Raw genomic sequence first — 12982 nt, forward strand, 5'->3', positions numbered from 1 at the left:
ATTATTTTCCTCGTTATCTTTTACTGCGGGCTTACCTTACCTGATTCAGCATTAGCAACGCTTTCAGAAAAGTCCATAAACGAGTGGCGATGGTGGGACGAATATCTTAAGAACCGTAGAGATTTATGTCAGTGCCAGCCGCAGTTGATATGCCGCCTGCTGCGCAATTTCCAGTGAGCTGATGTTGGTAAACGACAGCAATATTCCTCCCTTTCCTGCTGCGGTTATTCGCCAACGGCTTAACGCCTGAACTGCCAGTCCGGCCTGGTTTGCTTTGCGCACCAACGCAACATCATCTGCGTCGACACTCATCACCAGTTGAATTCCTCCTTCCTGAGGAATGACGCTAAACCCTTGTTCAGTCAGGGCGTTTTCCATCCATTGACGCCGCAGAGCATAATGCTGGCGCATACGTTTTAAGTGCCGCCAGAAGTGGCCGTCTCGCATAAAATCTGCCAGCGTTTGCTGCCACAAAACCGGAACGCTACAAGCCGTTAGCGCCGCCTGCTGACGAAAATGTTCGACCTGAGTCAGAGGCACCACCAGCCATGCCGTGCGCAAAGCCGGAAACATCGATTTGCTGAACGTTCCGGCATAAATCACCCGCTGAGGTGCATCCAGACTTTTTAGCGGCGGCAACGGCTTACCGTGGTAACGAAATTCACTGTCGTAGTCATCTTCGATTACCCACGCCTGCGCGCGAGTGGCCCATTCCAGCAACCGGTGGCGACGGTCTAATGACAGCGCCACGCCCAGCGGGCTTTGGTGTGCCGGCGTGAGCAATACAAAACGCGCCTGCGGGTAGTCGCGGATCCCAGCGCTGACATCCAGACCATCGGCATCTACCGCCACTGGCATCAGCTCAATACGTTCCTGAGCGACCACGGGGCGAATCAACGGGAAACCGGGATCTTCGACCCACATTCCCTCACCGGGTTGAGACAAAGCGCGCAGAATTAACGTCATTGATGCTGCGTAACCTGAAGTAATGAAAATCTGCTCCGGCTGGCACTCAATGCTGCGTGAAACGCGCAGGTAATCAACAATCGCCTGACGTAACACCCGTTCACCACAAACGTCGCCCACCGCCAGATCAAAACGCGTTTGGGTACGTAAACGCCGTCCCATTACCCGAGCCCAGACGTCACGCGGGAAGAGATCGAGCGCGGGTAATCCCATCTGAAAAGGCTGTGGTCTGGGGTTTTCTCCGGCAAAGATGGCTGGAGACGCAGGAGCCATTTCTGGTCGCAGTTGCTCACTGACAAACGTTCCTGCCTGTCCACGCCGCGCAAGCCAGCCCTGCGCCACCAGCTCTGCATAGGCATTTTCCACCGTCGAGCGGGATACGCCCAATTCCTGGGCCCAGGTTCGACTGGAGGGCAATCGGGTACCGGGCTTGAGTTCACCTTTCTCAATTGCGTTTTTTAACTGACGGGCGATTTGCTGATAACGCGGCATTTATGGTCTGCTTTTTTGGCAACAATATGGCTCTCTGTAGCAGTCCATTATAGTGCTACATTGCGGGTCATCCAAACGAGGAGAAATACCATGACAATGTTACGCCAGCCCTATTATGAACTCAGTCCTGAAATCTATAACGCCCTGGTTCAGGCAAGCAAAGCGCTGGAAAACTGCGCGCTGGAACCTACGCTGACGGAACTGATTTATCTGCGGGTCTCGCAAATCAACGGCTGCGCCTTTTGCCTGGAAATGCACAGTAAGGCGCTGCGTAAATCCGGTGTTGCGCAAGCCAAACTGGACGCGCTGGCAGGCTGGCGGGTGAGTCACCACTTCAGCGAACAGGAACGTGCGGCGCTGGCGTGGGCCGAATCCGTCACTGACATTGCCAGTACCCATGCCGAAGATGACGTTTATCTGCCGCTGCTCAACCATTTCACTGCGAAAGAAATTAGCGATCTGACGTTTGCCATTAGCCTGATGAACTGCTTTAACCGTCTGGCAGTTGGGATGCGCATGTGATTCTAAGCTGCCAGATGGCGGCATAAATGCCTTATCCGGCCTACGTTGTGTTCTCCTGTTGCCCGTAGGCCCGATAAGCTTAGCGCCATCGGGCAATTTATAACCACCAGTTCGCCTTTCTCCGCCACGCTCCCCCCCCCTCTCATCAATCTAAAATTACCATATATTGTATGGTTGAATCTTTTTAAAACTACATCTAGTATCTCCTGTATCAAGCACACACAACCCGGCGCACTCTATCGCGTCGTTCTTTTATCACTAGATGGAAATACGAATCATGCGCATTGTTATTTACACTCGCAATAACTGTGTTCAGTGCCACGCCACCAGACGGGCGATGGAAAGCCGTGGATTTGACTTCGAGATGGTGAATGTCGATTCACAACCCGATCTGGCTGATAGCCTGCGTGCTCAGGGCTTTCGCCAGTTACCGGTCGTGGTCGCAGGGGAAACCAGTTGGTCAGGTTTTCGCCCGGACATGATCAACCGCCTGCGCCTGGAACCCCAAGTGGCCAGCGCATGAGCCAGCTCGTCTACTTCTCCAGCAGCTCCGAAAATACGCACCGCTTCATGCTGCGCCTGGGGCTGTCTGCCATCCGCATTCCGCTTAACGAACGCGAGCGGATCCGGGTAGACGAACCTTACATTTTAATCGTGCCGTCCTACGGCGGCGGCGGTACGGCTGGCGCGGTTCCAGGGCAGGTGATCCGCTTTTTAAACGATACGCACAACCGGGCATTAATCCGTGGAGTGATCGCCTCCGGCAATCGCAATTTCGGTGATGCTTACGGTCGCGCGGGTGATGTCATCTCACAAAAATGCGGCGTGCCGTGGCTCTATCGCTTTGAGCTGATGGGCACCCAAAGCGATATCGACAACGTTCGAAAAGGAGTGAGCGAATTTTGGCAACGACAACCGCAGAACGCGTAATGCAGCCAACGCTGGATTACCACGCCCTGAATGCCATGCTGAATCTGTACGATAAAGCCGGACGCATTCAGTTCGACAAAGACCATCAGGCGGTGGAGGCTTTCTTTGCCGCCCACGTCCGCCCCAACTCGGTGACGTTTGCCAACCAGCAGGCGCGCCTGAACACTTTAGTGGATGAATGCTATTACGATGCCAGCGTGTTAGCCCGCTACGATCGCGCATTCGTGCTGAAGCTATTCTCCCACGCCCACAACAGCGGATTCCATTTCCAGACGTTCCTCGGCGCATGGAAGTTCTACACCAGCTATACGCTGAAAACGTTCGACGGTAAGCGCTATCTCGAAGACTTTGAGGATCGGGTCACGATGGTGGCGCTCACGCTGGCGCAGGGCGATGAAGCGCTCGCGATGCAACTGACCGATGAAATGCTCTCCGGGCGTTTCCAACCCGCCACGCCAACCTTTCTAAACTGCGGTAAACAGCAACGCGGCGAGCTGGTCTCCTGCTTCCTGTTACGCATCGAAGACAACATGGAGTCAATTGGTCGGGCGGTCAACTCGGCGCTACAGCTTTCTAAACGCGGCGGCGGCGTAGCATTTTTGCTCTCTAACCTGCGCGAGGCAGGTGCGCCCATCAAGCGTATTGAGAACCAGTCTTCCGGGGTGATCCCGGTTATGAAAATGCTGGAAGATGCGTTTTCTTATGCGAATCAGCTCGGGGCGCGTCAGGGCGCGGGGGCGGTGTATCTGCACGCGCACCATCCGGATATTTTGCGTTTTCTTGATACCAAACGTGAAAACGCCGACGAGAAAATCCGTATCAAAACGCTCTCGCTTGGCGTGGTGATCCCGGACGTCACCTTCCAGTTGGCGAAAGAAAACGCCCAAATGGCGCTGTTTTCACCGTATGACGTGGAGCGAATTTACGGCAAACCGTTCGGTGATATCGCCGTGAGCGAGCGGTATGACGAACTGGTTGCTGACGAACGCGTACGCAAAAAATACATTAACGCCCGCGATTTCTTCCAGCGGCTGGCAGAGATCCAGTTCGAGTCTGGCTACCCTTACATCATGTTTGAAGACACGGTGAATCGCGCCAACCCGATTGCCGGTCGGATCAATATGAGCAACCTGTGCTCGGAGATTTTGCAGGTTAACAGCGCCTCCACCTACGATGAAAACCTCAATTACGCACAGACCGGGCATGATATCTCCTGCAATCTCGGTTCGTTGAACATTGCCCATACCATGGATTCACCGGACTTTGGTCGTACAGTGGAAACGGCGGTTCGCGGCTTAACCGCCGTTTCAGACATGAGCCACATCCGCAGCGTGCCTTCGATCGAAACCGGGAACAGCGCGTCGCACGCGATTGGTCTTGGGCAGATGAATCTGCATGGGTATCTGGCGCGGGAAGGGATCGCCTATGGTTCGCCGGAAGGGCTGGATTTTACCAATCTCTATTTCTATACCATCACCTGGCATGCGCTGAATACGTCAATGAAGATCGCCCGCGAGCGCGGTCAAACCTTTGCCGGGTTCGAACACTCCCGCTACGCCAACGGCGAGTATTTTAGCCAGTATCTGCAGGGCGACTGGCAGCCAAAAACCGACAAGGTTCGCGCACTGTTTGCCGCCAGCGGCATTACGCTGCCGACGCGCGATATGTGGTCGCAGCTGCGTGAAGATGTCATGCGCTACGGCATTTATAATCAGAATTTACAGGCGGTTCCACCCACAGGTTCTATCTCCTACATCAATCATGCCACGTCAAGCATTCATCCGATCGTGTCGAAAGTGGAGATTCGCAAAGAGGGCAAAACCGGGCGCGTTTACTACCCTGCCCCGTTTATGACCAATGAGAATCTGGCCTTGTATCAGGATGCCTACGAGATTGGTCCACAAAAAATCATTGATACCTACGCGGAAGCGACGCGCCATGTCGATCAGGGGCTTTCACTGACGCTCTTTTTCCCCGATACCGCCACCACGCGCGATATCAACAAAGCGCAAATTTACGCCTGGCGTAAGGGCATCAAATCGCTGTACTACATCCGACTACGTCAACTGGCGCTGGAAGGCACCGAAATCGAAGGTTGCGTGTCATGCGCGCTGTAAGGAGGAGAAAATGACATTATCCCGCGTGAGCGCCATCAACTGGAACAAGATTGAGGATGATAAAGATCTCGAGGTATGGAATCGCCTGACCAGTAACTTCTGGCTACCGGAAAAGGTCCCGCTCTCCAACGACATCCCGGCCTGGCAAACGTTGAACGCCGCCGAACAGCAGTTGACCATCCGCGTTTTTACCGGGCTGACGCTGCTTGACACTATTCAGAACGTTGCCGGTGCGCCAGCGTTAATGGCCGATTCGTTAACGCCGCATGAAGAGGCGGTGCTGTCGAATATCAGCTTTATGGAAGCGGTACACGCCCGTTCATACAGCTCTATTTTCTCCACCCTTTGCCAGACCAAAGATGTGGATGCGGCTTACGCCTGGAGTGAAGAAAATATCCCACTCCAGCGCAAGGCGCAGATCGTTTTGGCACATTACGCCAGCGACGAACCGTTGAAGAAGAAAATTGCCAGCGTGTTTCTGGAATCCTTCCTGTTCTATTCCGGCTTCTGGTTGCCGATGTATTTTTCCAGCCGTGGCAAATTGACCAATACTGCCGATCTTATTCGCCTGATTATTCGTGATGAAGCCGTTCACGGGTATTACATTGGTTATAAATATCAAAAAGGTCTTGAGCATATTTCCGAATCTGCACGCGAGGAGTTAAAGAATTTTGCCTTCGACCTGCTGATGGAATTGTATGATAACGAAGCGCGCTATACGGAAGAATTGTATGCAGAAACCGGTTGGGTGGATGAGGTCAAAGCCTTCCTTTGCTACAACGCTAATAAGGCATTAATGAATTTGGGGTATGAGGCACTATTCCCGTCTGAAATGGCGGAGGTTAACCCGGCAATCCTTGCTGCGCTGTCGCCCAACGCTGATGAAAACCACGATTTCTTCTCAGGTTCAGGCTCATCCTATGTGATGGGAAAAGCGGTCGAAACCGAAGACGACGACTGGAATTTCTAGCGCTCATTTCTGCGGGAAATACCGTACATTTTTCGCGGAAATATTTTAACAGGATCACACTTTTGTCGTGCAAATATAATTGTGTGATCTACACTCAATATCAGCCGCATTATTCGCCTGCATTCCAGCAATTCAGACGACTTTTCATTGGCATTTACAAAAAATATTAACCTGCTCACATTCGCGCTCAGCCCTTATATCACGGGAAGTCCCGCCATCTGACCTTCGGCAATATTCATGCCACAACCAAATTCAGGGTTGTCTCAGATTCTCAGTATGTTAGGGTAGAAAAAGGTCACTATTTCCATCAGGTAATATATCGATATAAACAAATAACAGGAATCATTCTATTGCATGGCAATTAAATTAGAAGTTAAAAATCTCTATAAGATATTTGGAGAGCATCCGCAGAGAGCCTTCAAATATATTGAAAAAGGACTTTCAAAAGAGCAGATTCTGGATAAAACAGGGCTATCGCTTGGCGTTAAGAACGCCAGTCTGGCCATTGAAGAAGGCGAGATATTTGTCATCATGGGATTATCCGGTTCGGGTAAATCCACAATGGTACGCCTTCTCAATCGCCTGATTGAACCCACCCGCGGACAAGTATTGATTGACGGCGTAGATATTGCCCGGATATCCGATGCTGAGCTTCGTGAGGTGCGCAGAAAAAAGATTGCGATGGTATTCCAGTCCTTTGCCCTGATGCCGCACATGACGGTGCTGGACAATACGGCATTCGGCATGGAATTAGCCGGTGTTGGCGCGGATGAACGTCGTGAAAAAGCGTTAGATGCGCTACGTCAGGTGGGTCTGGAGAATTATGCTCACGGATACCCGGATGAACTTTCCGGAGGGATGCGCCAGCGTGTGGGCCTCGCCCGTGCATTAGCCATTAACCCTGACATCTTATTAATGGATGAGGCCTTCTCAGCCCTCGACCCATTAATTCGTACCGAGATGCAAGATGAGCTGGTAAAACTCCAGGCAAAGCATCAACGCACCGTGGTCTTTATTTCCCATGATCTCGACGAAGCTATGCGTATTGGCGACAGAATTGCCATTATGCAAAACGGTGAAGTGGTCCAGGTCGGCACGCCGGATGAAATCCTGAATAATCCGGCCAATGATTATGTACGCACCTTCTTCCGCGGCGTTGATATTAGCCAGGTATTCAGCGCGAAAGATATTTCACGCCGTAGCCCCGAAGGTTTAATTCGTAAAACGCCCGGAGTAGGTCCACGTTCGGCGCTGCAATTATTGCAGGACAAAGATCGCGAATATGGTTACGTGATCGAACGTGGTAACAAGTTCGTCGGCGTTGTTTCTATCGACTCCTTAAAAACAGCATTAAGTCAGGCGCAAGGTATTGAAGCGGCATTGATTGATGAGCCGTTAGCCGTTGATGCACAAACTCCTCTCAGCGAGTTGCTTTCTCATGTCGGTCAGGCCCCGTGCGCGGTGCCGGTTGTTGATGAGGAACAGCAGTATGTGGGCGTCATTTCAAAACGCATGCTGTTACAGGCTTTAGATCGTGAGGGGGTAAACAATGGCTGATCAAACAAATCCGTGGGACACCACACCTGCAGCCGACAGCGCCGCACAAACTGCCGATGCCTGGAGCACGCCATCCGGTGCGCCCACTGACGGCGGGAGCGCAGACTGGCTGACCAGCGCACCTGCGCCAGCGCCAGAGCATTTCAATATTATGGATCCGTTCCATAAAACGCTGATCCCGCTGGATAGTTGGGTCACCGAAGGGATCGACTGGGTCGTTACCCATTTCCGTCCGGTCTTTCAGGGCATTCGTGTCCCGGTGGATTACATTCTCAACGGCTTCCAGCAGCTTCTGTTAGGTATGCCAGCCCCCGTGGCAATTATCCTGTTTGCCCTGATTGCCTGGCAGATATCCGGCGTTGGAATGGGCGTCGCGACGCTGATTTCCTTGATTGCTATCGGCGCCATCGGCGCGTGGTCGCAGGCCATGATAACCCTGGCGCTGGTACTGACAGCGCTGCTGTTTTGCGTGGTGATCGGTCTGCCGATGGGGATCTGGTTAGCGCGCAGTCCTCGGGCGGCAAAAATTGTTCGCCCACTGCTGGACGCCATGCAAACCACACCTGCGTTCGTCTATCTGGTGCCGATTGTTATGCTGTTCGGTATTGGTAACGTGCCGGGCGTGGTGGTGACGATTATCTTCGCCCTGCCGCCAATCGTGCGTCTGACCATTCTGGGGATTAACCAGGTGCCAGCCGATCTGATTGAAGCCTCGCGTTCGTTTGGTGCCAGCCCGCGCCAGATGCTGTTTAAAGTGCAGCTCCCGCTGGCGATGCCCACCATTATGGCCGGAGTTAACCAGACGCTGATGCTGGCGCTCTCAATGGTCGTCATCGCATCGATGATTGCCGTCGGCGGTCTGGGTCAGATGGTACTGCGTGGAATCGGTCGTCTGGATATGGGGCTTGCCACCGTTGGCGGGGTCGGGATTGTGATCCTTGCCATCATTCTGGACCGCCTGACGCAGGCCGTTGGTCGCGATTCGCGTAGCCGTGGCAACCGTCGTTGGTACACCACGGGTCCCGTTGGGCTTATCACTCGCCCTTTCACGAAGTAATTCACCCGTTGCCCGGTGGCGCATTGCTTACCGGGCCTACAATTCATCAACTTACACAAAATCATTCAAGATGAAGTGTAATTAAGGAACAACGATGCGACAGAAAATAATTATTGCCACAGCGTTTGCCACCCTTGTCTCCACCAGCACTTTCGCTGCCGACCTGCCGGGCAAAGGCATCACCGTCCAGCCAATCCAGAGCACTATCTCTGAAGAATCCTTCCAGACGCAGCTGGTCGCCCGCGCGCTGGAGAAGCTGGGTTATACCGTTAACAAAACCAGCGAAGTTGACTACAACGTCGGCTATACCTCCATTGCCTCTGGCGATGCAACTTTTACCGCCGTGAACTGGCAGCCGCTGCATGATGATATGTACGCCGCTGCGGGCGGAGACAAAAAGTTTTATCGCGAGGGGGTATTCGTTACGGGTGCCGCACAGGGTTATCTAATCGACAAAAAAACCGCTGAGCAGTACAAAATCACCAACATCGCCCAGTTAAAAGATCCGAAGATCGCCAAAATCTTTGACACCAACGGTGACGGTAAAGCCGATATGATGGGCTGTTCGCCGGGCTGGGGTTGTGAAGCAGTCATCAACCACCAGAACAAAGCCTTCGATCTGGAAAAAACCGTCGAGGTCAGCCACGGTAACTATGCGGCGATGATGGCTGACACCATTACCCGCTTTAAAGAAGGCAAACCTATTCTTTACTACACCTGGACACCGTACTGGGTCAGCGACGTAATGAAGCCGGGTAAAGATGTGGTTTGGCTGCAGGTACCGTTCTCTTCCCTGCCAGGCGAGCAGAAAGATATTGATACCAAACTGCCTAACGGCGCCAACTACGGCTTCCCGGTGAACACGATGCATATTGTCGCCAACAAAGCCTGGGCGGAGAAAAACCCGGCTGCGGCGAAGCTGTTTGCCATCATGAAGCTGCCGCTGGCGGATATCAACGCGCAGAACGCGATGATGCATGACGGTAAAGCGTCTGAAGCCGACGTGCAGGGTCATGTTGACGGCTGGATCAAAGCCCACCAGCAGCAGTTTGACGGCTGGGTGAACGAAGCGCTGGCTGCGCAGAAATAACCCACTCGCAGGCCTGATGAGAGCGTAGCGTCATCAGGCACTGTAACCACACCAGGGCCGAATGGTGGCGCGATGCGCCTTATCCGGCCTACTTCCCTCTGTCTCGCCTAAACCGCACAATCCATCACCCAACAAATCAGCAACATTTAATCACTTCCGTTATGATTGTTTTCTGCAACCCATTACTCAGTTGAAAACAATGACGAAAACCACTCAGGGACTCAGCCCTTCGCTGATCCTGTTAATGTCTATCGCCACCGGCCTCGCCGTCGCCAGTAACTATTATGCGCAGCCGCTGCTCGACACTATCGCGCGTAACTTTTCGCTATCTGCCAGTACCGCTGGTTTTATCGTCACCGCGGCCCAGCTCGGCTATGCCGCTGGCCTGCTGTTTTTAGTACCGCTTGGCGATATGTTTGAACGCCGGATGCTGATCGTCTCCATGACGCTGCTAGCGGCAGGCGGCATGCTGATTACCGCCAGCAGCCAGTCGCTGGGCATGTTAATCCTCGGTACTGCCCTGACCGGGCTGTTCTCGGTAGTGGCACAGATTCTGGTTCCGCTGGCGGCAACGCTTGCCACGCCGGACAAGCGCGGTAAAGTCGTCGGTACGATTATGAGCGGCCTGCTGTTAGGCATTCTGCTGGCGCGCACCGTGGCAGGATTACTCGCCAATCTCGGCGGCTGGCGTACCGTGTTTTGGGTTGCATCGGTATTAATGGCGCTGATGGCAATTGCGCTGTGGCGTGGTCTACCGAAGATGAAATCAGATACCCATCTTAACTATCCGCAACTGCTAGGCTCCGTATTCAGCCTGTTTATCCATGATAAATTGCTACGTACGCGCGCGATGCTGGGCTGCCTGACCTTTGCCAATTTCAGTATTCTGTGGACCTCGATGGCGTTTTTGCTCGCCGCGCCGCCGTTTAACTATTCTGAAGGAACGATCGGCCTGTTTGGTCTGGCCGGGGCCGCAGGGGCATTAGGCGCGCGTCCGGCGGGCGGTTTTGCCGATAAGGGCAAGTCACATCTCACCACCACCACAGGTCTGTTGTTGCTGTTGCTCTCCTGGTGGGCCATTTGGTTAGGGCATAGTTCCGTGCCAATGCTGATTATCGGTATTCTGGTGTTGGACCTCACCGTTCAGGGAGTGCACATTACCAACCAGACGGTTATCTATCGCATTCACCCGGACGCACGTAATCGCCTGACCGCCGGATACATGACCAGCTATTTTATTGGCGGGGCTACAGGTTCACTGATTTCAGCCTCCGCCTGGCAGCATGCCGGATGGGCTGGCGTTTGTCTGGCCGGTACGACTGTTGCCATACTCAACCTGCTGGTCTGGTGGCGAGGTTTTCACCGCCAGGAAGCCGTAAATTAAGCGTATAGCGCATGTTTACCGCTGATTGGGCTCCACAGGGTGTTAAGGAGCCCATCAGTCTGCTAAGGTTATAACTCATTGAACCAAGTTATATTAATTTCGGTAATGAAACCTATAACCCTATGGAAAGCCCGATCCCCCAGTCTGAACCCAGTTCTGCAACGCTAACTGAAGGATTCAAAGACAGCCTGCCAATAGTCATTAGCTATATTCCGGTCGCTTTTGCATTTGGTCTCAATGCCACTCGCCTTGGCTTTACTCCGGTTGAAAGCGTCTTTTTCTCCTGCATTATCTATGCGGGGGCCAGCCAGTTTGTCATTACCACAATGCTCGCCGCGGGCAGTTCACTGTGGGTCGCCGCGCTGACCGTCATGGCCATGGATGTACGCCATGTATTGTATGGCCCTTCCCTGCGTAGCCGAATTACCTTGCGACTGAGTAAACCCAAAAGCGCGCTGTGGGCCTTTGGCCTTACCGATGAAGTCTTTGCCGCCGCAACGGCGAAGCTGGTACGAGATAACCGGCGCTGGAGTGAAAACTGGATGATCGGCATTGCGCTATGCTCCTGGGCCTCATGGGTGTTTGGTACGGTGATCGGCGCGTTTTCCGGCAGTGGTTTACTCAAGGATTACCCGGCGGTTGAAGCGGCGCTGGGCTTCATGCTCCCGGCGCTGTTCATGAGCTTTTTGCTGGCCTCTTTTCAGCGTCAGCAGGCGCTCTGCGTCACTGCCGCACTGGCCGGAGCGCTGGCTGGCGTTATGTTGTTTTCCATTCCTGCCGCCATCCTTGCAGGTATTGTCTGCGGATGCCTGACGGCGCTCATCCAGTCGTTTTGGCAGGGAGGTCCTGATGAGCTATGAAGTCCTGCTGCTAGGCCTGTTGGTCGGCTGCGTGAATTACTGTTTTCGCTATTTGCCGCTCCGTTTTGGCGTGGGGAACGTTCGCCCAACAAAACGCGGCGCGACGGGCATATTACTCGACACCATTGGCATTGCATCAATTTGCGCCCTGTTGGTGGTGTCTACCGCGCCAGAAGTGATGCACGACACTCGTCGGTTCGTGCCTACGCTGGTGGGGTTTGTCATACTGGGCGCAAGCTTCTATAAAACCCGCAGCATCATCATTCCAACGTTACTGAGTGCTCTGGGCTACGGATTAGCCTGGAAAATGCTGGTTGGCTTATAGATAAAAACAATCATTTTAAATAAATAATACATTTACTTTATTTGTCACTGTCGTTACTATATCGGCTGAAATTAATGAGGTTATACCCAAATGGATAGTTCGTTTACGCCCATTGAACAAATGCTAAAATTTCGCGCCAGCCGCTACGAAGAGTTTCCTTATCAGGAAGTGCTTCTGACTCGTCTATGCATGCACATGCAGGGCAAGCTGCTGGAAAACCGCAATAAGATGCTGAAAGCTCAAGGGATTAACGAGACGTTGTTTATGGCGTTGATTACGCTGGAGTCTCAGGAAAACCACAGTATTCAGCCTTCTGAACTGAGTTGCGCGCTCGGCTCGTCACGCACTAACGCTACCCGCATCGCGGATGAGTTAGAAAAACGTGGCTGGATTGAACGTCGCGAAAGCGATAACGATCGCCGCTGTCTGCATCTGCAATTGACCGAGAAAGGCCACGCATTTTTGCAAGAGGTATTACCGCCTCAGCACAACTGCCTGCATCAACTCTGGTCATCTCTCAGCACCACCGAAAAAGATCAGCTCGAGCAAATTACCCGTAAACTTCTGACCCGTCTTGATCAGATGGAGCAGGATGGTGCGGTGTTAGAAGCGCTGCGCTAACGCGCCGACTCGCTCAGAAATCCAGATTTATAAATGAAAAAACCGACAGGCCAGCACGCATACTGCTGGCCTGTCTGATAAACAGGTCGGC

13 protein-coding genes are annotated in these 12982 nt (G+C 53.1%); 12 read left to right on the plus strand and 1 reads right to left on the minus strand.

Features of this window, described 5'->3' with window-relative positions:
• Positions 1–123 precede the first annotated feature (123 nt).
• Entirely contained in the window at positions 124–1458 is a 1335-nt protein-coding gene (gene pdxR, locus E1B03_RS20490) for a MocR-like pyridoxine biosynthesis transcription factor PdxR (protein ID WP_133086826.1), read from the minus strand.
• Between the two features lie 90 nt (positions 1459–1548).
• Between pdxR and E1B03_RS20495 the strand changes: the two genes are divergently transcribed.
• From E1B03_RS20495 to emrR, 12 genes are all read left to right on the plus strand, one after another.
• Positions 1549–1980: a carboxymuconolactone decarboxylase family protein gene (locus tag E1B03_RS20495; RefSeq protein WP_103769226.1), complete on the plus strand. Its 432-nt coding sequence runs from the start codon at positions 1549–1551 to the stop codon at positions 1978–1980.
• A 277-nt stretch (positions 1981–2257) separates the two neighbouring features.
• Complete coding sequence (gene nrdH / locus E1B03_RS20500; RefSeq protein ID WP_133086827.1) at positions 2258–2503, plus strand: glutaredoxin-like protein NrdH; 246 nt, start codon at positions 2258–2260, stop codon at positions 2501–2503.
• On the plus strand, positions 2500–2910 hold the full coding sequence (nrdI, locus tag E1B03_RS20505) for a class Ib ribonucleoside-diphosphate reductase assembly flavoprotein NrdI (protein WP_103769224.1): 411 nt from the start codon (positions 2500–2502) through the stop codon (positions 2908–2910). The genes nrdH and nrdI overlap by 4 nt, the downstream gene beginning before the upstream one ends.
• Positions 2883–5027, plus strand: a complete 2145-nt coding sequence (nrdE, locus tag E1B03_RS20510; RefSeq protein WP_133086828.1) for a class 1b ribonucleoside-diphosphate reductase subunit alpha — start codon at positions 2883–2885, stop codon at positions 5025–5027. The genes nrdI and nrdE overlap by 28 nt, the downstream gene beginning before the upstream one ends.
• Positions 5028–5037: 10 nt before the next feature.
• Positions 5038–5997: a class 1b ribonucleoside-diphosphate reductase subunit beta gene (gene nrdF, locus E1B03_RS20515; protein WP_133086829.1), complete on the plus strand. Its 960-nt coding sequence runs from the start codon at positions 5038–5040 to the stop codon at positions 5995–5997.
• 354 nt (positions 5998–6351) lie between these two features.
• Positions 6352–7554: a glycine betaine/L-proline ABC transporter ATP-binding protein ProV gene (proV, locus tag E1B03_RS20525; RefSeq protein ID WP_003037282.1), complete on the plus strand. Its 1203-nt coding sequence runs from the start codon at positions 6352–6354 to the stop codon at positions 7552–7554.
• Entirely contained in the window at positions 7547–8611 is a 1065-nt protein-coding gene (gene proW, locus E1B03_RS20530) for a glycine betaine/L-proline ABC transporter permease ProW (protein WP_043017314.1), read from the plus strand. Before proV ends, proW begins: the two co-directional genes overlap by 8 nt.
• A 94-nt stretch (positions 8612–8705) precedes the next feature.
• Positions 8706–9701 carry a glycine betaine/L-proline ABC transporter substrate-binding protein ProX gene (proX, locus tag E1B03_RS20535; protein WP_043017315.1) on the plus strand — a complete coding sequence of 332 codons (996 nt, stop codon included), beginning with the start codon at positions 8706–8708 and terminating at the stop codon, positions 9699–9701.
• Positions 9702–9900: 199 nt separating this feature from the next.
• Positions 9901–11085, plus strand: a complete 1185-nt coding sequence (locus tag E1B03_RS20540; protein ID WP_133086830.1) for an MFS transporter — start codon at positions 9901–9903, stop codon at positions 11083–11085.
• Positions 11086–11207: 122 nt separating this feature from the next.
• Complete coding sequence (locus E1B03_RS20545) at positions 11208–11945, plus strand: AzlC family ABC transporter permease (protein ID WP_103769219.1); 738 nt, start codon at positions 11208–11210, stop codon at positions 11943–11945.
• Positions 11935–12270, plus strand: a complete 336-nt coding sequence (gene ygaH / locus E1B03_RS20550; protein WP_103769218.1) for an L-valine transporter subunit YgaH — start codon at positions 11935–11937, stop codon at positions 12268–12270. Before E1B03_RS20545 ends, ygaH begins: the two co-directional genes overlap by 11 nt.
• Positions 12271–12360: 90 nt before the next feature.
• Positions 12361–12891: a multidrug efflux transporter EmrAB transcriptional repressor EmrR gene (gene emrR / locus E1B03_RS20555; protein WP_003037300.1), complete on the plus strand. Its 531-nt coding sequence runs from the start codon at positions 12361–12363 to the stop codon at positions 12889–12891.
• The last annotated feature ends 91 nt before the right edge of the window (positions 12892–12982 follow it).

Source organism: Citrobacter arsenatis (assembly GCF_004353845.1).
Taxonomy (GTDB): Bacteria; Pseudomonadota; Gammaproteobacteria; order Enterobacterales; family Enterobacteriaceae; genus Citrobacter; species Citrobacter arsenatis.

Coding starts and splice junctions, on each gene's coding strand:
- pdxR (WP_133086826.1), bottom strand. CDS start 1,458: ATGCCGCGTTATCAGCAAATCGCCCGTCAGTTAAAAAACGCAATTGAG.
- E1B03_RS20495 (WP_103769226.1), top strand. CDS start 1,549: ATGACAATGTTACGCCAGCCCTATTATGAACTCAGTCCTGAAATCTAT.
- nrdH (WP_133086827.1), top strand. CDS start 2,258: ATGCGCATTGTTATTTACACTCGCAATAACTGTGTTCAGTGCCACGCC.
- nrdI (WP_103769224.1), top strand. CDS start 2,500: ATGAGCCAGCTCGTCTACTTCTCCAGCAGCTCCGAAAATACGCACCGC.
- nrdF (WP_133086829.1), top strand. CDS start 5,038: ATGACATTATCCCGCGTGAGCGCCATCAACTGGAACAAGATTGAGGAT.
- proV (WP_003037282.1), top strand. CDS start 6,352: ATGGCAATTAAATTAGAAGTTAAAAATCTCTATAAGATATTTGGAGAG.
- proW (WP_043017314.1), top strand. CDS start 7,547: ATGGCTGATCAAACAAATCCGTGGGACACCACACCTGCAGCCGACAGC.
- proX (WP_043017315.1), top strand. CDS start 8,706: ATGCGACAGAAAATAATTATTGCCACAGCGTTTGCCACCCTTGTCTCC.
- E1B03_RS20540 (WP_133086830.1), top strand. CDS start 9,901: ATGACGAAAACCACTCAGGGACTCAGCCCTTCGCTGATCCTGTTAATG.
- E1B03_RS20545 (WP_103769219.1), top strand. CDS start 11,208: ATGGAAAGCCCGATCCCCCAGTCTGAACCCAGTTCTGCAACGCTAACT.
- ygaH (WP_103769218.1), top strand. CDS start 11,935: ATGAGCTATGAAGTCCTGCTGCTAGGCCTGTTGGTCGGCTGCGTGAAT.
- emrR (WP_003037300.1), top strand. CDS start 12,361: ATGGATAGTTCGTTTACGCCCATTGAACAAATGCTAAAATTTCGCGCC.